At 60.9% G+C, this 23,534-nt stretch carries 22 protein-coding genes; 6 read left to right on the forward strand and 16 right to left on the reverse strand.

The annotated features are described in order from the left end of the window. Positions 1-10 precede the first annotated feature (10 nt). Positions 11-1,291, forward strand: coding sequence for a multidrug effflux MFS transporter (locus GA0061101_RS14290; RefSeq protein ID WP_047556609.1), 1,281 nt, complete (start codon positions 11-13; stop codon positions 1,289-1,291). Between the two features lie 14 nt (positions 1,292-1,305). On the opposite strand, the gene GA0061101_RS14295 is transcribed toward GA0061101_RS14290, so the two are convergent. The 12 genes from GA0061101_RS14295 to GA0061101_RS14350 all read right to left on the reverse strand — a co-directional run bounded on the left by GA0061101_RS14295 (position 1,306) and on the right by GA0061101_RS14350 (position 12,479). Beyond that, complete coding sequence (locus GA0061101_RS14295; RefSeq protein ID WP_092573792.1) at positions 1,306-2,229, reverse strand: adenylate/guanylate cyclase domain-containing protein; 924 nt, start codon at positions 2,227-2,229, stop codon at positions 1,306-1,308. 120 nt (positions 2,230-2,349) lie between these two features. Beyond that, positions 2,350-3,174, reverse strand: coding sequence for an inositol monophosphatase family protein (locus GA0061101_RS14300; protein ID WP_037202364.1), 825 nt, complete (start codon positions 3,172-3,174; stop codon positions 2,350-2,352). A gap of 17 nt (positions 3,175-3,191) precedes the next feature. Further along, a complete protein-coding gene (locus tag GA0061101_RS14305) occupies positions 3,192-4,019 on the reverse strand; it encodes an inositol monophosphatase family protein (protein ID WP_092573793.1) in 828 nt (275 codons plus the stop codon). 69 nt (positions 4,020-4,088) lie between these two features. Beyond that, a complete protein-coding gene (gene ttcA / locus GA0061101_RS14310) occupies positions 4,089-4,970 on the reverse strand; it encodes a tRNA 2-thiocytidine(32) synthetase TtcA (protein ID WP_047556605.1) in 882 nt (293 codons plus the stop codon). Positions 4,971-5,030: 60 nt separating this feature from the next. Further along, positions 5,031-5,960: a glutaminase gene (locus GA0061101_RS14315; RefSeq protein ID WP_092573794.1), complete on the reverse strand. Its 930-nt coding sequence runs from the start codon at positions 5,958-5,960 to the stop codon at positions 5,031-5,033. Between the two features lie 71 nt (positions 5,961-6,031). Beyond that, positions 6,032-6,649, reverse strand: coding sequence for a 30S ribosomal protein S4 (gene rpsD, locus GA0061101_RS14320; protein WP_037202369.1), 618 nt, complete (start codon positions 6,647-6,649; stop codon positions 6,032-6,034). 223 nt (positions 6,650-6,872) lie between these two features. Next, a complete protein-coding gene (locus GA0061101_RS14325; protein ID WP_092573795.1) occupies positions 6,873-8,390 on the reverse strand; it encodes a helicase HerA domain-containing protein in 1,518 nt (505 codons plus the stop codon). A gap of 129 nt (positions 8,391-8,519) precedes the next feature. Further along, a complete protein-coding gene (locus tag GA0061101_RS14330; RefSeq protein ID WP_092573796.1) occupies positions 8,520-9,665 on the reverse strand; it encodes an alpha-hydroxy acid oxidase in 1,146 nt (381 codons plus the stop codon). An 88-nt stretch (positions 9,666-9,753) separates the two neighbouring features. Beyond that, on the reverse strand, positions 9,754-10,218 hold the full coding sequence (locus GA0061101_RS14335) for a GNAT family N-acetyltransferase (protein WP_047556789.1): 465 nt from the start codon (positions 10,216-10,218) through the stop codon (positions 9,754-9,756). Positions 10,219-10,220: 2 nt separating this feature from the next. Beyond that, entirely contained in the window at positions 10,221-11,021 is an 801-nt protein-coding gene (gene murI, locus GA0061101_RS14340; protein WP_047556601.1) for a glutamate racemase, read from the reverse strand. Continuing rightward, positions 11,002-11,844 (reverse strand): RNA methyltransferase, encoded by an 843-nt coding sequence (locus tag GA0061101_RS14345; RefSeq protein ID WP_037202374.1) that lies wholly within the window; start codon positions 11,842-11,844, stop codon positions 11,002-11,004. Before GA0061101_RS14345 ends, murI begins: the two co-directional genes overlap by 20 nt. Before the next feature lie 113 nt (positions 11,845-11,957). Next, positions 11,958-12,479, reverse strand: coding sequence for a hypothetical protein (locus GA0061101_RS14350; protein ID WP_245297481.1), 522 nt, complete (start codon positions 12,477-12,479; stop codon positions 11,958-11,960). A gap of 321 nt (positions 12,480-12,800) precedes the next feature. Between GA0061101_RS14350 and GA0061101_RS14355 the strand changes: the two genes are divergently transcribed. The 3 genes from GA0061101_RS14355 to GA0061101_RS14365 all read left to right on the forward strand — a co-directional run bounded on the left by GA0061101_RS14355 (position 12,801) and on the right by GA0061101_RS14365 (position 15,213). After that, complete coding sequence (locus GA0061101_RS14355) at positions 12,801-12,998, forward strand: hypothetical protein (RefSeq protein ID WP_141694066.1); 198 nt, start codon at positions 12,801-12,803, stop codon at positions 12,996-12,998. 255 nt (positions 12,999-13,253) lie between these two features. Further along, entirely contained in the window at positions 13,254-14,468 is a 1,215-nt protein-coding gene (locus GA0061101_RS14360; RefSeq protein ID WP_037202377.1) for an NADP-dependent isocitrate dehydrogenase, read from the forward strand. 118 nt (positions 14,469-14,586) lie between these two features. Next, positions 14,587-15,213 carry a glutathione S-transferase family protein gene (locus GA0061101_RS14365; RefSeq protein ID WP_092573798.1) on the forward strand — a complete coding sequence of 209 codons (627 nt, stop codon included), beginning with the start codon at positions 14,587-14,589 and terminating at the stop codon, positions 15,211-15,213. Between the two features lie 46 nt (positions 15,214-15,259). Here the strand turns inward: GA0061101_RS14365 and GA0061101_RS14370 are convergent, their stop codons facing one another. The 3 genes from GA0061101_RS14370 to recA all read right to left on the reverse strand — a co-directional run bounded on the left by GA0061101_RS14370 (position 15,260) and on the right by recA (position 20,166). Beyond that, the gene (locus tag GA0061101_RS14370) at positions 15,260-16,111 is read right to left on the reverse strand and encodes an AraC family transcriptional regulator (RefSeq protein WP_092573799.1); all 852 of its coding nucleotides are present in this window, start codon (positions 16,109-16,111) and stop codon (positions 15,260-15,262) included. Between the two features lie 137 nt (positions 16,112-16,248). After that, positions 16,249-18,909: an alanine--tRNA ligase gene (gene alaS / locus GA0061101_RS14375; protein WP_092573800.1), complete on the reverse strand. Its 2,661-nt coding sequence runs from the start codon at positions 18,907-18,909 to the stop codon at positions 16,249-16,251. Between the two features lie 171 nt (positions 18,910-19,080). Then, entirely contained in the window at positions 19,081-20,166 is a 1,086-nt protein-coding gene (recA, locus tag GA0061101_RS14380) for a recombinase RecA (protein ID WP_037202383.1), read from the reverse strand. Between the two features lie 239 nt (positions 20,167-20,405). Here recA and GA0061101_RS14385 point away from each other — a divergent pair, with 239 nt between their 5' ends. Together GA0061101_RS14385 and GA0061101_RS14390 are read left to right on the forward strand one after the other, a co-directional pair. Continuing rightward, a complete protein-coding gene (locus GA0061101_RS14385) occupies positions 20,406-21,350 on the forward strand; it encodes a carbohydrate kinase family protein (RefSeq protein WP_092573801.1) in 945 nt (314 codons plus the stop codon). A 46-nt stretch (positions 21,351-21,396) separates the two neighbouring features. Beyond that, positions 21,397-22,323, forward strand: a complete 927-nt coding sequence (locus GA0061101_RS14390) for a pseudouridine-5'-phosphate glycosidase (protein ID WP_037202385.1) — start codon at positions 21,397-21,399, stop codon at positions 22,321-22,323. 22 nt (positions 22,324-22,345) lie between these two features. Here GA0061101_RS14390 and trpS read toward each other — a convergent pair whose 3' ends face one another. Further along, positions 22,346-23,365 carry a tryptophan--tRNA ligase gene (gene trpS, locus GA0061101_RS14395; protein ID WP_092573802.1) on the reverse strand — a complete coding sequence of 340 codons (1,020 nt, stop codon included), beginning with the start codon at positions 23,363-23,365 and terminating at the stop codon, positions 22,346-22,348. Positions 23,366-23,534 lie beyond the last annotated feature (169 nt).

Genomic DNA, 23,534 nt, shown 5'->3' on the forward strand with positions numbered 1-23,534 from the left:
GCAAATTCATATGACCCCGCCTCAAGAACACACGCCGGCGCAATCCGGCTCCAATCGTATCGGCCTCGGCATCGTCGAATTCATCATCATCATCGCGCTGATGACGGCGAGCATTTCCATGGGCATCGACAGCATGCTGCCGGCGCTTCCGAACATCGGCCAATCCCTTAATGTCGCCAACCCCAATGACACGCAGCTGGTCATCGGCGTCTACTTCCTCGGCTTCGGCATCTGCCAGCTCTTCTTCGGCAGCCTGTCGGATACCTATGGCCGCCGTAGCATTCTGCTCGGAGGCCTGGCCTTTTATACGGTGACACTGTTTGCGGCGGCCTGGAGCGGCAATCTCTTCGCGCTGCTCGCTCTGCGCTTCGCACAGGGCGTCGGCGCCGCAGCCGTGCGCATCACTACGCTTGCAATCGTCCGCGATTGCTTCGGCGGTCGTGAAATGGCGCGCGTCATGTCCTATGTCATGATCGTCTTCATGATCATGCCGATGGTCGCACCTTTCGTCGGCCAGGTGATCGTTGCCTATTCCAACTGGCAATGGATCTTCATCCTGATCGGCATAGTCAGCGCCGGTCTTTTCCTGGTCGCTTTCTTCCGCATGAAGGAAACGCTTCCGACCGAAGAGCGCCTGCCGCTCTCGGTCGCTTCGGTCGTCTCCGGTTTCAAGACGGTTCTGACCAACCGCATCACCTGTGGCTACATGATCGGCCTGACGCTCTACACGGGTGTGATCTGCGCCTATATCGTCTCGGTGCAGCAGGTATTCGGTGAAGTCTACGGCCTCGGGGACACGTTTCCGATCGCCTTTGCGGCGACGGCAGCCGGCACGGCAGTGGCCCAGTTCGCCAATGGTTATTTCGTGCGCAGCTTCGGCATGCGGCGCATTTCCCACGCCGCCATGATCGTTTTCACCGTCCTGGGCGCTGTCGGCTACGTCGTCGGCATGTTCGGTCAGCCAAGCTTCACGTTCATCTATGTGCTGATCTCGATCATGCTGATGATGTTCGCTGTAATCACCACCAACTTCATGGCCATCAGCCTCGAGCCAATGGGACACCTGGCGGGCACCGCGGCTGCCATCACCAGCTCGGTCTCGACCACCGTCGGCGTTCTGCTCGGCGGCATCGTCGGCCAGATGTTCGATGGCACCGCTCAGCCGATGATCGCTGGCTTTACCATATTCGGTGCGCTCACGATCGTCGCGACGCTATGGGCCGAACGTGGCAAGCTCTTCACCCATCCCGGTGATACGCCGGCACTGGAGCCGGGCATGGGGCACGTCTGAACGGCGTACCTCTCTTACGCGTCGCTGCGCGAACGGCTGACCCAACGCAGCGCCGCGGCAATCGCAAGTCCGAAGAGTGGCCACATCGCCCAGGGTGTGCCCTGCCAGGTGAAAATGTTGATCGCGACGATGCCGATGCCGGTGACAATCATGCGGGCGATAACGATGTCGATCCGCTTGTTGCTCCGCGCAAAACGGAGCGCCCCAACCCAGGTAAGCGCGAGTATGGGCCACTTTGCCCAGAACTCGCCATGCCATGTCAACGCGTTCAGCGCGGCAAGTCCGACCGCGACAACGAACAGCGCGCCATAGCTCCGCCGCCAATCCAATAAAACGGGTTCTTTCGTTGTTTCCTCGGGCATGCGAACCGGTTGCGGTCTGGCGCGATCGTCAACTGAAGTGTCGACGACCTGCACGCCGCCGACCCGCACCGCATAGCTCGGCACGCCGCCTTCGATGTTCTTGACCTCGAGCTGACCGAGAAAATCGAAGCCGACCGCGACCTTGTTCCGCACTTGGTCGTAGACGGTATTCGAGATGACGATACCGCCCGCCGCAGCGCGCGACTGAAGCCGAGCGGCTATATTGACTCCATCGCCGTAGAGATCATTGCCGTCAGCGATCACATCGCCAAGGTTGAGACCGATGCGAAAGAGCATCTGTCTTTCGGTATCCATGGCGGCATTGTAGCCGGCCAGTTCGTTCTGGACGTCAATTGCCGCCCGTACGGCTTCCACAACGCTCGGAAATTCGGCGAAGACGCCGTCGCCCCAGGTATTGATCACCCGGCCGCCATGCGCCTCAATGAGCCGCGTCATGGCATCCCGATAACGACGAAGGGTCGCAAGCGTCCCCTCCTCATCCTTGCCCATAAGACGCGTATAGTCTTGCACGTCTGCGCAGAAGATGGTGGTCAGCTTGCGGCTCGTTTCGGACATCTGCCTCATCCTCTCGGCAAGCGCCGATCGCAGTCCTTGCCTGTTGCGGCGAAGATAGCCTTCCCGACGCGACTTTCCAAGTAGCCGCGCCGACTATCCGATCCGGCTCGATGCGGCCTGTTAGACGGTGAAAACCTCACGCCGCAGCAATTCCCAGGAATCCTTATCCACCGCGACGAGCAAGCCTCCGTCGAGATGATGCGGCAGATAGGGCGAGCCGTCGAAGCGACGCACATAAGCGCCCGCTTCCTGCGAGATCAGCGCGCCGGCGAGATGATCCCAGGGCATCAGCTTGTTGTACATCAGATAGTGGACATGGCCGCCGGCAAGCGTGCGATACTCGTGCGCCGCGCAGCGATAGTTGGTGGAGTAGCGCACCTTGGCGAGATTGCCCATGACTTCCGCGCGCTTGTCCTTCGGCAGGAAGCCGGTCGATGCCATGCCGACCATGTCTTCCAGCGCGACCGATTGCGTAACCCTCATGCGCAGCGTCTCGCCGTCGGGGCGACGCAGCCATGCGCCGCTGCCGCGCTCCGCCAGCACCCAGTCGTCGCCCATCGGATCGAAGATGATGCCAGCGACCGTTTGACCCTTGGAGATCACCGATGCCATAACGCCGAAGGCGGGGATGCCCGAGGCGAAATTGAACGTGCCGTCGACAGGATCGACGATGATGGCCAGATCCGCATCCGGCAGCTTGTCGAGCAGTGCGGGATCGGCGGCAACAGATTCTTCGCCGATGAAAAGCGCCTCGGGCCAGAGCCGCGACACCTCGGCCTTCACCATGCGCTCGGCACGCTCGTCAGCCTCGGTCACCAGATCGGTCGCTTCGCTCTTGGCGCGAACATCGCCGCTGCCAAGTCTGCGGAAGCGCGGCAGGATCTCCATCTGCGCGGCGCGGCGCAACACATGAGCAAGGGTAGTGATGTCAACGGGCGATGTCATGATATGGTCCTTTCCTGTCAGGCGCCGATGATCTCGCGGCGGATCATTTGCCAGCTATCCTCATCCGGCGCAGAGATAATGCCGCCGGTGGTCTCGCCGGGGCGGTATGGTGTGCCATCGAATTTGGCCGTATAGCCGCCGGCCTCCTGATGCGCCAGCACGCCGGCAAGATGATCCCAGGGCATTAGCTTGGAATGGCCGATGAAATGCCATTTGCCCGATGCCACCATCCAGTATTCGTAGGCGGAACAATTGAGCGAGAAGGTCATGCGTGTCTTGGCGAGATTGGCGCAGATACGCGACCTCTCCGGCTCATCCATATGCCCCCAGGATATTGCGCCGGTCATGGCGCTCAGCGCAGCGGGTGCGGCAACCGAAAGCCGCCTCGCCTGCCCCTTGCCACGACGCAGAAAGGTGCCCGCACCACGCATGGCGGTAACGGTGTCACCGAGTACCGGATCATAGATGACGCTGGCGATCGTCTCGCCCTTGGCGACGACAGCAACGATCGTGCCGAATACCGGCAGCCCTGCCGCGAAATTGAATGTGCCGTCCACCGGATCAATGGTAAAGGCCAGATCCGCATGCGCCAGTGCCGGCACAACGGACTTGTCGGCCTCATAGGCCTCTTCTCCGACGATGAGAGCGCCGGGAAAGCGCGCCTTCAGCGCCGCAGTGATGTATTGCTCGGCCAGCAGATCTGCCTCAGTCACCAGATCGATGGCCGACGTCTTTTCCGATATGTCGCCATCACCCAGATTGCGGAACCGCGGCAGGATTTCCCGCGCCGCCGCCTCGGCAACGATCGTCATCAGATGGTCGAAGTCTGTATCGGAGAAAGTCATGGAAGGCCTTTATCTTGGGAGAGGCCTCCTCTTATGACCGATTCGATGACGCTGGTGTGGCAAAACCGCCTAATCGGCGTCGGTTTGTCCAGTCATCAGCCCAGCAAAATCGAAGAGCTTGGGATCGAGCAGATGCGACGGATTCACATGCGCCAGCGCCCGCAGCATCGTATCCTTGCGGCCCGGCATGCGCCGCTCGATATCGGCGAGCATATCCTTCATCGCATTGCGCTGCAGCCCGTCCTGCGAGCCGCAGAGGTCACAGGGAATGATCGGAAACTGCATGGCGGCCGCGAACTTGGCGAGGTCGTCTTCGGCCGCATAAGCGAGGGGGCGCAGCAGCATCAGATCGCCCTCATCATTGAGAAGCTTTGCCGGCATCGAGGCCAGGCGCCCGCCGTGGAAGAAGTTCATGAAGAAGGTTTCGAGAATATCCTCGCGGTGATGGCCGAGCACCAATGCATCACAACCCTCTTCGCGCGCGATGCGATAGAGATTGCCGCGGCGCAGGCGCGAACAGAGCGAACAATAGGTCGCACCCTCCGGCACCTTTTCCTTCACGATGGAATAGGTGTCGCGATATTCGATGCGATGCGCGACGCCGATCTTCGTCAAATAGTCCGGCAGGACATGCTTCGGGAAGTTCGGCTGGCCCTGATCGAGATTGCAGGCGATCAGTTCCACCGGCAACAGGCCGCGCCATTTGAGATCGAGCAGGATCGACAGCAGCCCGTAGGAATCCTTGCCGCCGGAAAGGCCGACAAGCCAGCGCTTCTGCCCCTTCAGCATCTGGAAATCCTCCAGGGCCTGACGCACCTGCCGCAGCAGGCGCTTGCGAAGCTTGTTGAAGGAGACGGATCGAGGCGCATCGGAAAACATCGGATGCACGGCAGCAGCGCCGTCCTCAGCCTCGATATCGATCTCGTCCATTACCGTCGTCGCGATGTTCATTCCGTCGTCCTCAGTGCCTCGCCACGCTGATAGCAGAAAGCGCCGAAAGAAGACACCGCATCAATCGCCGAACACCGACCAGCCGGTGCGCGCAGCCAGCATTTCCAGCGCCACGGCGCCGAGCTGCGAATTGCCGACCTTGTTCAGGCCCGGCGACCAGACGGCAATCGATCCGATACCCGGCGCCACGGCGAGAATGCCGCCGCCGACGCCGCTCTTGCCGGGAAGGCCGACATGATAGGCGAAATCGCCGGAGCCGTCATAATGGCCGCAGGTCAGCATCAGCGCATTGATGCGCCGCGCCCGCTTCGGCGAAACGACGGAATGGCCTGTGATCGGATTGCTGCCACGCGCCGCAAGATAGAGCCCCGCCTTGGCAAGCTGTTCGCAGCTCATCGAAAGCGCGCACTGGTGGAAATAGACGCCGAGTACATGCTCGACCGGATGATCGAGATTACCGTAGGCGCGCATGAAATTGGCGAGCGCGAAATTACGGAAGCCTGTCTGCGTCTCCGAGCGCGCTACCCTGTCGTCGATGGTGATCGACTCGTCATCGGCTACATAGCGTACGAAGCGCAGGAGCTCGCCGATCGCCTCGCGCGGCGCATGGCCAGACAGCACGACATCGCTGACGGCGATCGCGCCAGCATTGATGAAGGGATTACGCGGAATGCCCTCTTCACGCTCGAGCTGGACTATGGAGTTGAAGGAGGTGCCTGACGGCTCGCGTCCCACTCGGTTCCAAAGGCTTTCGCCGATCTTGCCGAGCGCCAGCGTCAGCATGAAGACCTTGGAAATGCTCTGGATGGAAAAGGCAGTGCCCGCATCACCGACGCTGTGAACCTCGCCGTTGACGGTGGCGATCGTCATGCCGAACTGCTTCGGATCGACCTTGGCGAGCTCCGGAATGTAATCGGCAACCTCACCCTCGCCGATACGCGGCGAAAGCTCCGTATGGATGCCGTCGAGAATTGCCTGCAGATCGGTCATAGGGCGCTCCAAAGACAAAAAAGCCGCTCGAAAGGAGCGGCTTTTCCATCATCAAGAAAAATATCCGCTTTTTAACGCGAATAGAATTCGACGACCAGCTGCGGTTCCATGACGACGGCGTAGGGCACATCGGCGAGGGTCGGAACGCGAGCGAAGGTCGCTACCATCTTGTTGTGATCGGCTTCGATGTAGTCCGGAACGTCGCGCTCAGCGAGACCAATCGATTCCAGAACGATCACGAGCTGCTTCGACTTTTCGCGGACTTCGATCACGTCGCCAGCCTTGCAGCGATAGGAACCGATGTTGACGCGAACGCCGTTCACCGTGACGTGGCCATGGTTGACGAACTGACGGGCTGCGAAGACGGTCGGAACGAACTTGGCGCGGTAGACGATCGCGTCGAGGCGCGATTCGAGCAGGCCGATCAGGTTTTCCGAAGTGTCGCCCTTGCGGCGGTTGGCTTCGTCGAAGGTGGCGCGGAACTGCTTTTCACGCAGGTCGCCGTAGTAGCCCTTCAGCTTCTGCTTGGCGCGCAGCTGCACGCCGAAGTCGGAGAGCTTGCCCTTGCGGCGCTGGCCGTGCTGGCCCGGGCCGTATTCGCGACGGTTGACCGGGGACTTCGGACGACCCCAGATGTTCTCGCCCATACGGCGGTCAATTTTGTACTTGGACGATTCGCGCTTGCTCATCGCATTTCCTTTCAAACTATTTGAGCGGCCCGTTGCCGAACCGCTAAGGAAACACGCCCTCCTCTGAACTCCATTTTCGAGCTCTGACAGGCTTCTCACATTAGCGAACGGAGAAAGCCACGGGACATGTCAAATGAAACACCGGACATTTCTGCCCGGCGTTGGCGCGGTCTGTAAGGGGTCGTCATGAAAATGTCAACAGCAGGATCGAAGGAAGTGACGGCTATTCCGCAGCCGCTTGCTCTTCGCCATGCATATCAGGCGCATTGGCATCGCCCGGGGCCGTCTGGCAGTCGATATCCGGGAACGCCACAACGCGGCGACCGGAGAAATCGGTATGGACGACGACGCTGCCCTGTTCCTCGAAGTAGCTGAGCAAACGCCGGGCGCGGCGGGCCGAGTGGGTACCGTAGGCACGGGCGATCCGCGCATCGGAGGGGCAAGCTTCGCCGCCGATGGCCGCCTTGGCAAGCATCAGGAAGACACCCTGCAGATCGTCGGTGACACCAGCCGAAAGCGACAGAGCCGTCGCCCATGCCTCCGTCGCCATCGTCGCCTCATCCGCGCCGGAGCGCACCACCGCCACGCGGCGGCGAAATTCCGACAGGCTCATCGGCGCACCGGGCACGCGACGCATGCGCAGCCGCACGAGAAACTCCTGGTAAAGGACGGAATCCGTGCGGAAGGCAGAGGCCGGATCATCCAGGATTTCGGAAAGCACGGCGGTCACCCGCGCTTCGCGATCCTCGTTCGACAATTCTGGCTGGCTCGGCTTCGGCTCTGCCGCAGCCGCGTTCGTCGCAGGGGCGGAACGCGATAGTTCGGCCAGGATATCCGTCGTCGGGCGCGGCACGGGTGTGGCCCGGCGAACCATCGGCTTGGAAAACTCCTCCGGATCCGGCGTAAAGATCAGATCCTCGACATCCTGAGGCGCATCCGGCAACGGCATCAGCTTCGGGCTGGAGGAGCGCGCCGAGGTTTCCACGGAACCGATCGTGATCGGCAGCGGCCGCCGCGATAGCGCCGGACCGAGCGCGACGAAATTGCCGCGCTTCAGATCGCGGAACATCTCCGCCTGCCGGCGGTCCATGCCAAGCAGGTCGGCAGCACGCGCCATGTCGATGTCGAGGAAGGTGCGGCCCATCAGGAAGTTGGAGGCCTCGGCGGCAACGTTCTTGGCAAGCTTCGCCAGGCGCTGTGTGGCGATGACGCCGGCAAGACCGCGCTTTCGGCCGCGGCACATCAGATTGGTCATGGCGCCAAGCGACATCTTGCGCGCATCTTCGGAGACATCGCCGCCCACGGACGGCGCAAACATCTGCGCCTCGTCGACGACAACCAGCACCGGATACCAGAATTCGCGATCGGCATCGAACATGCCGTTGAGAAAAGCCGCGGCGGCGCGCATCTGCTGCTCGATATCGAGCCCTTCCAGCGTCAACACGCAGGAAACGCGATGCTGGCGGATGCGGTTGGCAATGCCGGCAAGCTCGGCCTCAGTGCGCTCGCCATCAACGACCACATGCCCGAACTTATCGGCCAGCGTGACGAAATCGCCTTCCGGATCGATGATGACCTGTTGGACCCATTGCGCCGACTGTTCCAGCAAACGCCGCAGCAGATGCGATTTTCCGGAGCCGGAATTGCCCTGCACCAGGAGACGGGTTGCCAGCAGCTCCTCGATATCGAGCTGGGCGCTGGTCCCGCCGGACGCCGTTCCCATGTCGATGCCGACCTGCAATGCACTTCCCCTGTCGTCAAGAATCAAATGCCGATGCGTCCCATCTTTCTGAAAGGACGCGCCTTCGTCTAGCAAAGATTTCCAAGCTTCGCGCCCGTGGATTGAAAAAACCCACAGGCAATCGCGATGTCAGCGAAACCGCAGATTGGCGCGCGACAACTGGTCGACCGAGGTGCAGCCCATCAGCTTCATGTCGCGCTCGATCTCGGTGCGCAAATGCCGCAGCGCGCGTTCGACCCCCGCTTGGCCGGCAGCTGCCAGCGGATAGAGATAGAAGCGGCCAAGACCTACGGCCTTGGCGCCGAGCGACAGGGCCTTCAGCACATGCGTGCCGCGCTGGATACCGCCGTCCATCATGACGTCGATGCGGTCGCCGACGGCATCGGCGATTTCCGCCAGCTGGTCGAATGCCGCTCGCGAGCCGTCCAACTGCCGGCCGCCATGGTTCGAAAGCACGATGCCCGTGCAGCCGATGTCGACGGCACGCTTTGCATCCTCAACCGACATGATGCCCTTCAGGCAGAACTGCCCGTCCCAATGCTTCACCATTTCGGCAACGTCGTTCCAGTTCATCGACGGATCGAGCATCTCGGTGAAGTATTTGCCGATCGACATCGCGCCGCCGCTCATATCCACATGCTCATCGAGCTGCGGCAGGCGGAATTTCTCGTGCGTGAGATAGTTCAACCCCCAGGCTGGCTTGATGGCGAATTGCGCAATGCCGGCGAGATTGAGCTTGAAGGGAATGGAGAATCCGGTGCGCAGGTCGCGCTCGCGATTGCCGCCGGTGATGCTGTCGACGGTGAGCATCATGACGTTGACGCCGGCATCCTTCGCCCGCTGCATCATCGCGCGGTTCAGCCCGCGATCCCTGTGGAAATAAAATTGATAGACCTGCGGCCCCTGATGCTTCTTGCGCACCTCCTCGAGACTGACCGTGCCGAGCGAGGAGACGCCGAACATGGTGCCGATGGAAGAGGCTGCCGCCGCAACCGCATTTTCGCCCTCGTGATGAAAGAGCCGCTGCAGGGCCGTCGGCGAGCAGTAGAAGGGTGTGGCGAGCTTTTGTCCCATGACGGTGACAGACATATCGACACTGCTGACGCCGCGAAGGACGTTCGGAACGAGATCACAGCTCTCGAAGCTCGCCGTGTTGCGCCGAAGCGTCACTTCGTCGTCGGCAGCACCATCGATGTAGTTGAAGATCGGACCGGGAAGACGGCTCTTCGCAAGAGCGCGGAAATCATGGAAATTATAGCAGTCAAGCAGGCGCATGGCTCGCCTCTGCATGGAAACTGCAACCATTTTCAAAAAACATCAAATATCGTCCTCCCAATATCCCGCCGCTTAGTCCGACCTTGCATTACAGTCGATGCAACCGTGCTTCCCATTTGTAAAGCACGTCCGGCTCCTTCTCCTCATTGCCTGCCCCGTCCGACTCGTCAACAACGAAGAAGCCGTGTTTTTCGTAAAAGCGGCGCGCCGGCGCATTTCGTTGAAACGTCCAGAGCGAAAGCACCGGATAGGCCGATTTGGCGACATCGAGCAAACGGCTGCCGATGCCATGCCCCTGTGCCTCTGGCAAAACGTAGAGCTGATCGATCCAGTCCTCCAGAAATGCAATCACGCCGACCAAGCGGCCGCCCTCTTCCGCACCCCAGATCTGGCAGTCCTTGAACACCACTGCACTCCAGAAGCCGACATCTTCCTCCGTCGTATGAAGCCCGGAAAGCGTCGGAAGCCGCTCGTCGAAGGAGGCGCGGTGAACGGCCGCTGCTGCGGGCATGTCCGCGAGATCGAGTTTACGCAACGAAACCTTGTCTGCCATCATCAAGCCCTAAGCCCAAAACCCTGCATCAGCCGCCGGGTTGGAAAATCCGGCGCGCCTGACGTAAACATTGCAAAGTCGAAATTGTCAGGATGGACGGCATCGACGGCTTGCGGCACCAGGCTGCGCGCACGGCGCGCGATCGCCTCGGCCGGATCGAGCCAGTCGACCGGCCAGGGTGCGAGCCTGCGGAAGATGTTGGCCATGAAAGGGTAATGCGTGCAGGCCAGCACGACGATGTCAGTCCTGCGTCCGTCCTTCTCGACGAAGCACTGATCGATCTCGGAGAGCACCGCTTCGTCGGAAACCACATCGCCCCGAATATAGGCCTCCGCCAGGCGCGCCAGATTTTCCGAACCCACGAGCCGGACATGGCATTGAGTGGCGAAGGACTGGATCAGGTCGCGCGTATAGGCCCGCTTGACCGTGCCCGGCGTCGCCAGCACCGAAACCAGACCAGAGCGGGTCCGTTCCGCAGCCGGCTTGATCGCCGGCACCGTGCCGACGAAGGTCATTTGCGGAAAGGCGGCGCGCAGATCGGCGCCGACAAGCGTGAAAGCCGTGTTGCAGGCAATAATGCAAATTTCCGGATTGTATTGCGCGAGCAGCTTGGCGAAGAGATCGATGATGCGCTCCTTCAGTGCCGGCTCTTCCCAGCCGCCATAAGGAAAACCGGCATCATCGGCGACGTAGATGAAACCGCGCTCCGGCATCAGCACCCGCGCTTCGCGCAGCACGGTCAGGCCACCGATGCCGGAGTCGAAGACCAGGATGGGTTTCAGCTCATTCGCCGCTGCTGTCATCGTTCGTGGTTTCCTTGGATGCGCTGGACGATCGGGGATGGGAACCGCTGCCGCGGGGAGATTTCCGCGTGAAGCGATCGAGAGACGAGATCACGCCGCGCAAGACGCTGATTTCCTGTTCGGTGAACGCCCGGCGCGAGAGGACAGCGCGGAGATTGTCGACCATTTTCGGCTTTTTCCCGGCAGGATGGAAATAATTGCGGGCGTCCAGCGCCTCCTCGAGCTGGTCGAAAAGGCCGAAAAGTTGATCCTTCGTCGAAGGCCGCTGTTCGATTGCCTGGAAAGGCACGGCGCCGAGATCCTCCATGCCCGACTTCATCCACTCATAGGACATCAGCAGCACGGCTTGGGCGATGTTCAGGGAAGCGAAAGCGGGATTGACGGGGAACGTCACGATCTCGTCGGCAAGCGCCACTTCCTCGTTCGTCAGGCCCCAGCGCTCGCGCCCGAAAAGAATGCCCGTGCCCTCGCCGGCCTTGAACCGGGCGCGAAGGGTCTCCGCCGCGACGACCGGCGAACGCACGGGCTTATAGCCATCGCGTTCGCGTGCCGTCGTCGCATAGACGAAGTTCAGATCGGCGACCGCCTGCTCCAACGTATCGTAGACCTTCGTCGCCTCGATGATGTGATCGGCCTTCGAAGCGGTCGCCTGCGCTCTCTCGTTCGGCCAGCCGTCACGCGGATTGACGAGGCGCAGTTCTGCGAGACCGAAATTCGCCATGGCCCGCGCCACCATGCCGATATTCTCGCCCATCTGCGGCTCGACCAGAATGACGGCCGGCCCCTCGGCTAGAAGTTGACGCTCGCTGTTCGTGCCTGCCATGACGCTTTTTCTCCGGGCGCGAACCCCGTCCGCGCAAATCACGGTCGCAATAGCGAGACACCAGCCGATCGGCAAGGTTTTTGCGCGCCGGCGCCGCGACGAACCCTGCCCGACTATTGCGGATTGGCCGTCTTCTGCTGATCGGAAGGCTGCTGTTGCTGCTGCTTGACAAGATCCTGCATGACCGATTTCAGCGAGCTCGGATTGCCGTTGTCGTCGATCGTGATGATGTCGTCGATGACGGGTTTTCCGGCCTCCTGGATGACTTCGAAACGAACCGTCGTCGTCTTCTGGTAGTCGGCGTCCGATCCCATGCAGGTGGATTTCTTGAACGTGGCGAGGACTTCCGTCACATCGCCTTTGGGCGGCTGTCCGGCGAGCTTCATGTCCTCCAGCGGACAAGCATCCTGCGCGTTGACGATGACGTCGTAGTCGAACGGTGAAATCCCGTCCTCGTCGGCTGCGGGAAACTGCGCCGCCGCCTGATATTTGGCAGCAAAATCCTTGCTGTAGACATCCTTGAGCTTGCTCTCGTCGAAAATATCCTGCCAGTCGCTGTCTCCGCCTGCCCAGTTCGAGACGGTGGCATCCATGATGACCTTGACAGGAGCCGTCGCATCGGCCGCAAGCGCCATATTCGCCCCCAACGAGAACTGAAGGAATGTGAGGACAAGCGCGGATGCGGCGAATTTCTGCATGATATGATTCCGTTGCGACAGGCAAAACATGGGCGACATTAGACGCATCCACCGCTTTGGCAATGGTGCCGATTTTGAAAAACCACCCGTCGGACCGAAGCTGCGCTGATAAGATTACGACGATTTCAAAAGCCGTCTTTGTCGGCGTTCCAGGCTTGTATGTTCCTTTTACAAGGAAGGCCGGGCCTTCGTATCGAGTGGATATATGCGGTTTGCTATCCGATATGCGGCGAAGACAATTTCGCCGAGGGGGACATCATGTCGCGTGGCCTGTTGGTATTCGTGCGGCAGATATTTGTCTGCCTCGCAGTTGCATTGCTCGGCGCCTGGACGTTGTTCCGGCCCAAAAGCTTTAAGGCCTTCGTGCATGAAAATTTTGGAATTTTTCCGAGCGTCAAGCCCGGCATCCAACCGATAACTATCCTCATAAGGCTCTCATCGGCTTTTTTGCTCTGATACGCCAAAATGCTGGCGCAGGTCTTCGGTGCTGAAATTCTCTTTCTCGTTCATATCGTGCAGCACCTGGCTGGTTGACACTGACATCGAAAAGTCGATCGCTACCGGAAGGTGCCATGAAGCGGATGTGATGAGCAAAAACGCCGCCTTGGCGCCGCTTTGGCTTTGCGTTCGGAACTTGCGATGCTATAGCGCTCGAGACTTCATATCACTCACGGGGACATGCGCCCCCATCAGCTTAAACGAGGCAGAAGCATGAAGAAGATCAAGGTCGCTAACCCCGTTGCCGATCTCGATGGCGACGAGATGACTCGCATCATCTGGCAGTTTATCAAAGACAAACTGATCTACCCCTACCTCGATATCGATATCGACTATTACGACCTCTCGGTCGAAAACCGCGATGCGACCAACGACCAGGTCACCGTCGACGCCGCCAACGCCATCAAGAAGCACGGCGTCGGCATCAAGTGCGCGACGATCACGCCGGATGAAGACCGCGTCAAGGAATTCAACCTCAAGCAAATGTGGAAGAGCCCGAACGGCACGATCCGCAACATCCTCGGCGGCGTCATCTTCCGCGAACCGATCATCTGCAAGAACGTGCCGCGTCTGGTTCCGGGCTGGACCAAGCCGATCGTCGTCGGCCGTCACGCCTTCGGCGACCAGTATCGCGCCACCGACTTCAAATTTCCGGGCAAGGGCAAGCTGACCATCAAGTTCGTCGGCGAAGACGGCACGGTCATTGAAAGGGACGTCTTCGACGCCCCGGGCGCCGGCGTTGCCATGGCCATGTACAACCTCGACGAATCGATCCGCGAATTCGCTCGTGCGTCGATGATGTACGGCCTGATGCGCAAGTGGCCGGTCTATCTCTCGACCAAGAACACCATCCTCAAGGCCTATGACGGACGCTTCAAGGACATCTTCGAAGAAGTCTATCAGAGCGAATTCAAGGCGAAGTTCGACGAAGTCGGCATCACCTACGAGCACCGCCTGATCGACGACATGGTCGCCTCCGCCCTGAAGTGGTCCGGTGGCTACGTCTGGGCCTGCAAGAACTACGACGGCGACGTCCAGTCCGACACGGTTGCTCAGGGCTTCGGCTCGCTCGGCCTGATGACCTCGGTTCTCTTGACGCCGGATGGCAAGACGGTTGAAGCCGAAGCCGCCCACGGCACGGTCACCCGTCACTATCGCCAGCACCAGAAGGGCCAGGAAACCTCGACGAACTCGATCGCCTCGATCTTCGCCTGGACCCGTGGTCTCGCCCATCGCGCCAAGCTCGATGACAATGCCGAACTCGCCAAGTTTGCCGCAACGCTCGAAACCGTCTGCGTCGACACTGTCGAAGCCGGCTTCATGACCAAGGATCTGGCGCTGCTCATTGGACCGGATCAGCCGTGGCTCTCGACCACCGCCTTCCTCGACAAGATCGACGAGAACCTCCAGAAGGCCATGGCTGCCTAAGCCTCGGCAACATCAAGGCTTACGGAAACCCGGCCTCAGTGCCGGGTTTTCTTTTGTCACGCAACTTGCTGACCCGCCTGAGCGATGGCAAGAATGCACCAAACCAAGGGAGGATCTTATGACCGAGGAACTCGTTTTCTACACCAATCCCATGTCACGCGGACGTATCGCCCGTTGGATGCTGGAGGAAATCGGCCAGCCCTATCGCACCGAATATCTCGATTTCGGCACGACGATGAAGGCGCCCGACTATCTCTCGATGAATCCCATGGGCAAGGTGCCGGCGATCAAGCACGGCGATACCGTCGTCACCGAGGGCGCGGCCATCTGCGCCTATCTGGCCGAGACTTTTCCGCAGGCGGGCCTGGCGCCGACGGCAGCCGAGCGCGGACGCTACTTCCGCTGGATGTTCTTTGCGGCTGGACCGATGGAGATGGCCGTCACCAATCGTGCCCTTGGCTTCGAAATTCCGCCCGAGCGCCTGCGCATGGCCGGCTGCGGCAGCCTGGATAATGTATTCGACACTCTGGAACAGGCAGTCAGCATTTCGCCGTACATTGCGGGCGACCGTTTCACGGCCGCGGACGTCTATGTCGGCTCCCATGTCGGCTGGGGTCTCAATTTTGGTACAATCGAAAAGCGACCGGCCTACATCGACTATTGGAACCGCGTTAGCGACCGCGATGCCTATCGCCGTGGCAACGAACTCGATAACGCGGCAATGCCGAAGCAAGCGAATGGCTGAGAGGCCAAGGCTCTACAGCCATTCCCTCGTGTGAAACATCATGCCGCTATTGCAGCGGCATGTAGATATCGGTCAACAACTCCGTCGGCTGCACGTCGCGCGGATTGTTGAGATATTCCTCGAATATGACGGCATCGCGCAGTTGCCGGCCGGAGGCCGGCAGCCATTCGGCATAGAGCCACTGATAGGCCCTATACATATCGGCATAGGGGCCCTTGTGCCGCAACACGGCATATTCGCCGCCATCGACGGCTCGCCGCTCCAGCGGAGTCTCGACGGCAATCTCCTCGCCGGCATTGACGCAGGCGTAGGAGTGCAGTTTCTCGGCCGCGACAACGTCCGGATCGTCGAGATAGACACCGATCATCCGCATATCGGGCCTGGCGAGGCCGCGCGCATAGAGCGTGCCGAACAGGGTTTCGAAAGCCTGGCCGATCTGCATGTAGGGACCCTTGTGGGAAACCCCGATCAGCGAGACCGGTGAGATGGTGCGAAGCGTAACGTCGAACATGAGCTTGATCCTTCCTTGGGTGCCGGGTTCGAAAATCGTGTGGCTTCCCTCATTCCGATATCGCGCCGGCGGCATGCCGTAGACGGATTTGAAGATGCGGTTGAACGATTGGAGGTTGGGATAACCCGATCGCTTTGCAATGTCGCTGACCACAAGATCGGTGCGGACGAGATCGCCGGCGGCGCGGTGAAGCCGCAACCGTTTGACGGTAGCAGCCGCCGTCTCGCCATAGATCGCCCGATAAATCCTGTGCCAGTGATAGCTGGACATGCAGGCGATCCCGGCAAGTTTCTCCATATCGAGCTCTTCATCCAGATGCTCGTGGATATAGGCAGAGACCCGCCGCAGACGGGTCTCGTAAAGCGCCCATGCCGTTTCGCCGTTCATGTCCAACTCCTTGCAAATCGATCGGCCCCAAGGAACCATATCTCGATTTGACAAATCCTGCTGAGTCGGTTGCACAAACGAAAACGGCGGAGGTCAACTGCCTCCGCCGCGTCCGATATTGGAATGAAATCTGGCCCTTAGCTGGCGAGTGCCCCAGCAACCGCTTCGACCGCCTCATTCGCCTTGGCACCATCGGGGCCGCCGGCCTGAGCCATGTCGGGACGTCCGCCGCCGCCCTTGCCGCCGAGGGCAGCAGACGCGATGCGGACGAGATCGACCGCGCTGAAGCGGCCGGTCAAATCCTCGGTGACGGCAACGACGGCGCTGGCCTTGCCATCCTCGGAAACGCCGATCAGCGCAACGACGCCGGAGCCGAGGCTGGCCTTGCCTTCATCCGCCAGCCCCTTGAGATCCTTGGGGTCGACACCGGAAACGGCTTTACCGAGGAATTTGACGCCACCGACATCGCGCACCGCATCGGCAGAACCGCCCTGGCCGCCGCCCATGGCGAGCTTGCGCTTGGCATCGGCCAATTCACGCTCCAGCTTGCGGCGCTCATCCAGCAAAGATTCGACGCGCGAAACGACATCCCCGGGCTGAACCTTCAGCGCCGCAGCGAGGCTCTTCACGCGCTCGTCCTGCTCGGCAAGATAATCACGCGCGGATTCGCCTGTCACGGCTTCGATACGGCGCACGCCGGCACCGACAGCGCTGTCGCCGAGAATGCGCACGAGCCCGATCTGGCCGGTGGCGGATACGTGCGTTCCGCCGCAAAGCTCGATGGAATAGGGCTTGCCGGCCTTGGCGCCCCGCACGCCCTGCCCCATGGATACGACGCGAACTTCATCGCCGTATTTCTCGCCGAACAGCGCCATCGCGCCTTCCGCGATCGCATCGTCGACGCTCATCAGGCGGGTCGTAACGGGCGAATTCTGCAGAACGATCTCGTTGGCCATATCCTCGACGATCTTCAGCTCCCCGGCCGACATCGGCTTCGGATGCGAGACGTCGAAGCGCAGGCGCTCGGGCGCGACCAGCGAGCCCTTCTGAGCAACGTGGGTGCCGAGCACTTCGCGCAGGGCCTCATGCAGCAGATGGGTCGCGGAATGGTTGGCGCGCAGGCGCGAGCGCCGTGCGTGATCGACCGTCAGCACGACGGCATCGCCCACCTTGATCGCGCCTTCCGAAACCTCGGCGCTGTGAACGAACAGGCCTTCGCCCTTCTTCTGGGTGTCGCCGACAACAAGCTTGCCGCTGTCGCCGGAGATCACACCAGTATCGCCCATCTGGCCGCCGGATTCGCCGTAGAACGGCGTCTGGTTGACGACGATCTGCACCTTGTCGCCGGCCGAAGCACTGTCGATAGCGGCGCCGTCCCGAACGATCGCCTGGATGACACCCTCGGCAGCCTCCGTGTCGTAGCCGAGGAACTCGGTCGCGCCGAACTTTTCCTTGAGCTCGAACCAGATGGTCTCTGTCGCCTTGTCGCCGGAGCCTGCCCAATGCGAACGCGCCTCGGCCTTCTGCCGCTCCATGGCATCGGTGAAGCTGGAAATATCGACGCCGATGCCGCGGGCGCGCAGCGCGTCCTGAGTCAGGTCCAGCGGGAAGCCATAGGTATCATAGAGCTTGAATGCGGTTTCGCCGTCCAGGCTATCACCCTTGTGCAGGTCCGACGTGGCGTCCGACAGAAGCGACAGGCCACGTTCCAGCGTCTTGCGGAAACGGGTTTCCTCAAGCTTCAGCGTCTCGGAGGTCAACGCTTCGGCGCGCACCAGCTCGGGATAGGCGCGCCCCATCTGCTGGATGAGCGTCGGCAGCAGCTTCCACATCAGCGGCTCCTTGGCGCCAAGCAGCTGGGCATGGCGCATGGCGCGACGCATGATGCGGCGGAGCACGTAGCCGCGGCCTTCGTTCGACGGCAGCACGCCGTCGGCGACCAGAAATGCCGAGGAACGCAGATGGTCGGCGATGACACGATGGCTGGCGCGATGTTCGCCCTCAGCCTTCACGCCGGTCGCCTCTTCGGAGGCTTCGATCAGTGCGCGGAAGAGATCGATGTCATAATTGTCATGCTTGCCCTGCAGCACGGCGGCAACGCGCTCGAGACCCATGCCGGTGTCGATCGACGGACGCGGCAGGTCGACCCGCTCCTGCTTGCTGATCTGCTCGAACTGCATGAAGACGAGATTCCAGATCTCGATGAAGCGATCACCGTCTTCTTCCGGCGAGCCGGGAGGGCCGCCCCAGATATGATCGCCGTGATCATAGAAGATCTCCGAACAGGGGCCGCAGGGACCGGTATCGCCCATCGCCCAGAAATTGTCGCTGGTGGCGATACGGATGATCTTGTCGTCAGAGAGGCCGGCGATCTTCTTCCACAGATTATAGGCGTCGTCGTCAGTGTGATAGACCGTGACCAGCAGGCGCTTGGCGTCGAGGCCGAATTCCTTGGTGATCAGATTCCAGGCAAGCTCGATAGCGCGCTCCTTGAAATAGTCGCCAAAGGAGAAATTGCCGAGCATTTCGAAGAAGGTATGATGGCGGGCGGTATAGCCGACATTGTCGAGGTCGTTATGCTTGCCGCCGGCGCGCACGCATTTCTGCGCTGTCGACGCCGTCGTATAGGGCCGCTGCTCCAACCCGGTGAAAACGTTCTTGAACTGCACCATGCCGGCATTGGTGAACATCAATGTCGGATCGTTGCGCGGCACCAGCGGGCTCGACGGCACGATCTCGTGGCCGTTTTTCTTAAAATAGTCGAGGAAGGTCGACCGGATTTCATTCACACCGCTCATATTGGGCCCTTCAGTACTGCCATCAGCAACTTGCGTCAAAGTCAGTGGCTTTTATCGTTCGCTCCCGGCCCTGTCCAGCCGCACGAACAAAACCGGCCGCACATCTCTTGGACAATGCGGCCGGTTTCGGATTTTGTCTTATATCAGGCCCGGGATCGCTCCCGAAAACCGCTATTCCGCAGCGGCGTCGCCATCATCGGCATCAGGGCCGCCATTCTGCAGGAAGCGATCGGCGATCAAGCCGGCATTCTGGCGCAGTGACAACTCGATCTCGCGGGCGAGATCCGGGTTGTCGCGCAGGAAGAGTTTCGCATTCTCGCGACCCTGGCCGAGGCGCTGGCTGTTATAGGAGAACCAGGCGCCGGACTTCTCGACGATGCCGGCCTTGACACCGAGATCCACCAGTTCGCCGGTCTTGGAAACACCCTCGCCATACATGATGTCGAATTCCACCTGCTTGAAAGGCGGCGCCATCTTGTTCTTGACGACCTTGACGCGGGTCTGGTTGCCGACAACCTCTTCACGCTCCTTGACGGCGCCGATACGGCGGATGTCAAGGCGGACCGAGGCATAGAACTTCAGTGCGTTGCCGCCGGTCGTTGTTTCCGGCGAGCCGAACATGACACCGATCTTCATGCGGATCTGGTTGATGAAGATCACCATGCAATTGGACTTCGAGATCGAAGCGGTGAGCTTGCGCAGCGCCTGGCTCATCAAACGAGCCTGCAGGCCCGGCAGGCTGTCACCCATCTCGCCTTCGATTTCGGCACGCGGCGTCAACGCCGCGACGGAGTCGATGACGAGAACATCGATAGCGCCGGAGCGCACCAGCGTGTCGGTAATTTCAAGCGCCTGTTCACCGGTGTCGGGCTGCGAGATCAGCAGGTTCTGCAGGTCGACGCCGAGCTTGCGGGCGTAGACCGGATCGAGCGCGTGTTCGGCGTCGACGAAGGCGCAGATGCCGCCCTTCTTCTGCGCTTCGGCGATCGTCTGCAGCGCCAGCGTCGTCTTACCGGAGCTTTCCGGCCCATAGATTTCGATGATACGCCCCTTCGGCAAACCGCCGATGCCCAGCGCAATATCGAGGCTCAGGGAGCCAGTGGAAACCGTTTCTATTTCGACCACGTTCTCGTTAGAGCCGAGCTTCATGATCGAGCCCTTGCCGAACGACCGCTCAATTTGAGAGAGTGCCGCTTCAAGTGCTTTGCTTTTATCCACCGATTTGTCCTCTACAAGCCGCAAAGAATTCTGAGACATTCGATCCACCTTTAGGTTATTGAAGCCGCTCTAGCAATGTCGCCGCCGATGAGAATTCTGTACTCTATTTGTTCTCAAATCACAAGAGCACAACAAGCAATTGAAAGAAAAAGGTAAAATGAATTCCGTTCTACTTTTGTTTTCTCCTTTCTTCCCAGGCACTTACGGGTCCGCGACGATCGGATCGGGCTTGTTGGCGGCCGGTCCGATTCGCCTTTTCGATTGCTGAGGAAAACCATATGGCGAAGAAGATTCTCGTTCTTGGCGGCGCTCATGTCGACCGCCGCGGTCGCATCTTCGGCGAGACGGCGCCGGGCGCCAGCAATCCGGGAGCATGGTTCGAGGAGCCCGGCGGCGGCGGCTTCAATGCAGCCCGCAATCTCGCCCGCCTAGGCTTCGACGTAAAGCTGATCTCGCCCCGCGGCGGCGACCCCTCCGGAGAGATGGTGGCCGAGGCCGCCAGCCACGCCGGCATCGACGACAAGCCTTTCGTGTTCCTCGACCGCAAAACACCGAGCTACACCGCGATCCTAGAACGCGACGGCAATCTGGTCATCGCGCTTGCGGACATGGAGCTCTACAAGCTGTTCGTCCCCAGGCGCCTGGCGATTCGCGCCGTTCGCAATGCATTCGAGGCGACCGACCTCGTTCTTTGCGACGCCAATCTGCCGGCCGAGACGCTAAGTGCCATCACAGCAAGGGCGTCCTTCTGCGGCAAACCCGTCGCCGCCATCGCGATTTCGCCCGCGAAGGTGGTGCGGCTGAAGCCGTGCCTTTCCGACATCGATTACCTGTTCCTCAACGAAGCCGAGGCCGCAGCGCTGACGGAGAGCCGTCCACAAGACCCGCGTGAATGGGTGAGCGAATTGCGCGCGCTCGGTCTGCGGAGCGGCGTGATCACCCGCGGCAAGCGCGAACTGATCGCGTTCTCGCGCGATGTCGTCATCAGCCTGCAGCCGCCCATCGTCGACAATGTCGCCGATGTCACCGGCGCGGGAGATTCGCTTGCCGCGGGAGTTCTGGCCGCCCTACTCGCCGGTCACGACCTTGGCGAGGCCGTGCGTCACGGTGCTGCTGCGGCCGCAATCACCGTGCAGTCGCCCTTCGCCACCGCCGAAAATCTCACACCCGAGCTGCTAAAGACGATGTTGGCCCTTGTTCCAGAGGCCGCTATTCTGTCATGAAGCCTGCTCAAATCGCCTCTACCGTTTCAGTCAATTGGACACGACCATGACCAAGCCTATCTCGCCCCTGCTCCCGATCTCCTATTCGAAGGAAGTCGCTGCGGCAAAGCTGCGCGGCGCGCCGCTCGTCGCGCTGGAATCGACCATCATCACCCATGGCATGCCCTACCCCGGCAATATCGAGATGGCCCGCAGCGTCGAGGCGATCATCCGGCAGGAAGGCGCTGTGCCGGCAACCATCGCCGTCATCCACGGCGTTTTGCATATCGGCCTTGAGCCGGAAGAGTTGCAGGCGCTCGCCAAGACCGAAGCCGCCATGAAGGTGTCGCGCGCCGATCTCGCCTTCGCGATCGCCGAGCGCCGCACCGGTGCGACCACGGTCGCCGCCACGATGATCGCCGCCGCCCGCGCCGGCATCAAGGTTTTCGCCACCGGCGGCATCGGCGGCGTGCATCGCGGCGCGGAGGAGAGCTTCGATATCTCGGCCGACCTCGAAGAACTTTCCCGTACCGGCGTCATCGTCGTCTGCGCCGGCGCGAAGGCTATCCTCGATATTCCGAAGACGCTGGAAGTGCTGGAAACCCGCGGCGTGCCCGTCGTCACCTATGACAGCGCGGAATTCCCGGCCTTCTGGTCGCGCTCCTCCGGCCTGCCGAGCCCGCTGACGCTGAACAGCCCCGCGGCAATCGCCAACTTCCAGACCACCCGCGAACAGCTCGGCATCGATGGCGGCATGTTGATCGCCAATCCGGTGCCGGAAGCCGACGAAATTCCGCGCGAGGAAATGGAAATCTACATCCAGCGCGCCCTCGACAGCGCCGAACGCGACGAAATCACCGGCAAGGCGGTCACCCCGTACCTGCTCGGCACCATCTTCGACATCACCGACGGTCGCAGCTTGAAGACCAACATCGCGCTTGTCGAAAACAATGCGCGGCTTGCCGCCGAAATCGCCGTCGCCCTGGCGGAATAACAAACGGAACCTCGCAGCCGCCCTAGGTCAATGTGAACAGACCAAGGGCGGCTCGCAATTCAGCGAGGGTCGCCTCCGTCCGCGCCCTTGCCTTCAGCGTGCCCTCCCACAATATCCCCATTACATAGTCCGGTTCACTGGCAAACCGGGCGCGACGCTCGCGGATCGGCGCAAGCAGCGCCTGTAAAATGCCGTCCAGATGTCTCTTCAGGGTGACGTCGCCCAACCCACCCTGCCGATATCGCGCCTTCAGCTCGTCCACGAATTGCCGATCGTCGCAGAAGGCATCCAGATAGGTAAAGACGACATTGCCCTCGATCCTTCCAGGATCGCTAACGCGTATGTGGTCGGGATCGGTATACATGCGCCGTACGGCATCGCGAATATGGTCCGGCGAAGCCGAGAGCGGGATGGCGTTGCCCTGTGACTTGCTCATCTTTGCCTTTCCGTCGACGCCCGGCAGGCGGCCGACGGTCGGCACCATGGCCTCTGCCTCGACAAGGATATCGCGGCCGACCTGCCGGTTGAGGCGGCGGACGATCTCGTTGGTCTGTTCTATCAGAGGCGCCTGATCCTCGCCGACGGGCACGACCGTTGCCTTGAAGGTGGTGATATCGGCCGCCTGGGCCACGGGATAGCAGAGGAAGCCGGCGGGTATATCGCGCTCGAAGCCTCGAAGCTGGATTTCCGTCTTGATCGTCGGGTTGCGCTCCAGGCGGCCGACCGTGACGAAATTCATATAGAGCAGCGTCAGTTCCGCCAGCGCAGGCAGCGCGGATTGCACGCAGATCGCCGTCTCTACGGGATCGATGCCGACGGCGAGATAATCGAGGGCAACTTCGAGAACGTTGCGACGGACCTTCTCCGGATCGTGGGCATTGTCGGTCAGCGCCTGTGTATCCGCCAGCAGCAAGAACTGCCGATGGCTGTGCTGGAGCGCGACGCGGCTCTTCAGCGATCCGACATAATGGCCGAGATGGAGCGGCCCTGTGGTCCGGTCGCCCGTCAGGATGACGGGGCGGGTATCGATAGAGGAAGACATTTTTTGCTCCGCAAAAGGAGCCGCCGTAGTCGGGAAGGAAAACTGAAATGACGATGCCTACCGGATCACGGCGGCAAAGGTCGATTTCAAGACATGACGACTGCCGCTCCTAGAGGGAGCGCCACCACATACGGAAAATTGGCTTGGCAGGATCGATCATGCGCAGTTG

The organism is Martinezella lusitana, assembly GCF_900094565.1.
Classification (GTDB): domain Bacteria; phylum Pseudomonadota; class Alphaproteobacteria; order Rhizobiales; family Rhizobiaceae; genus Rhizobium; species Rhizobium lusitanum.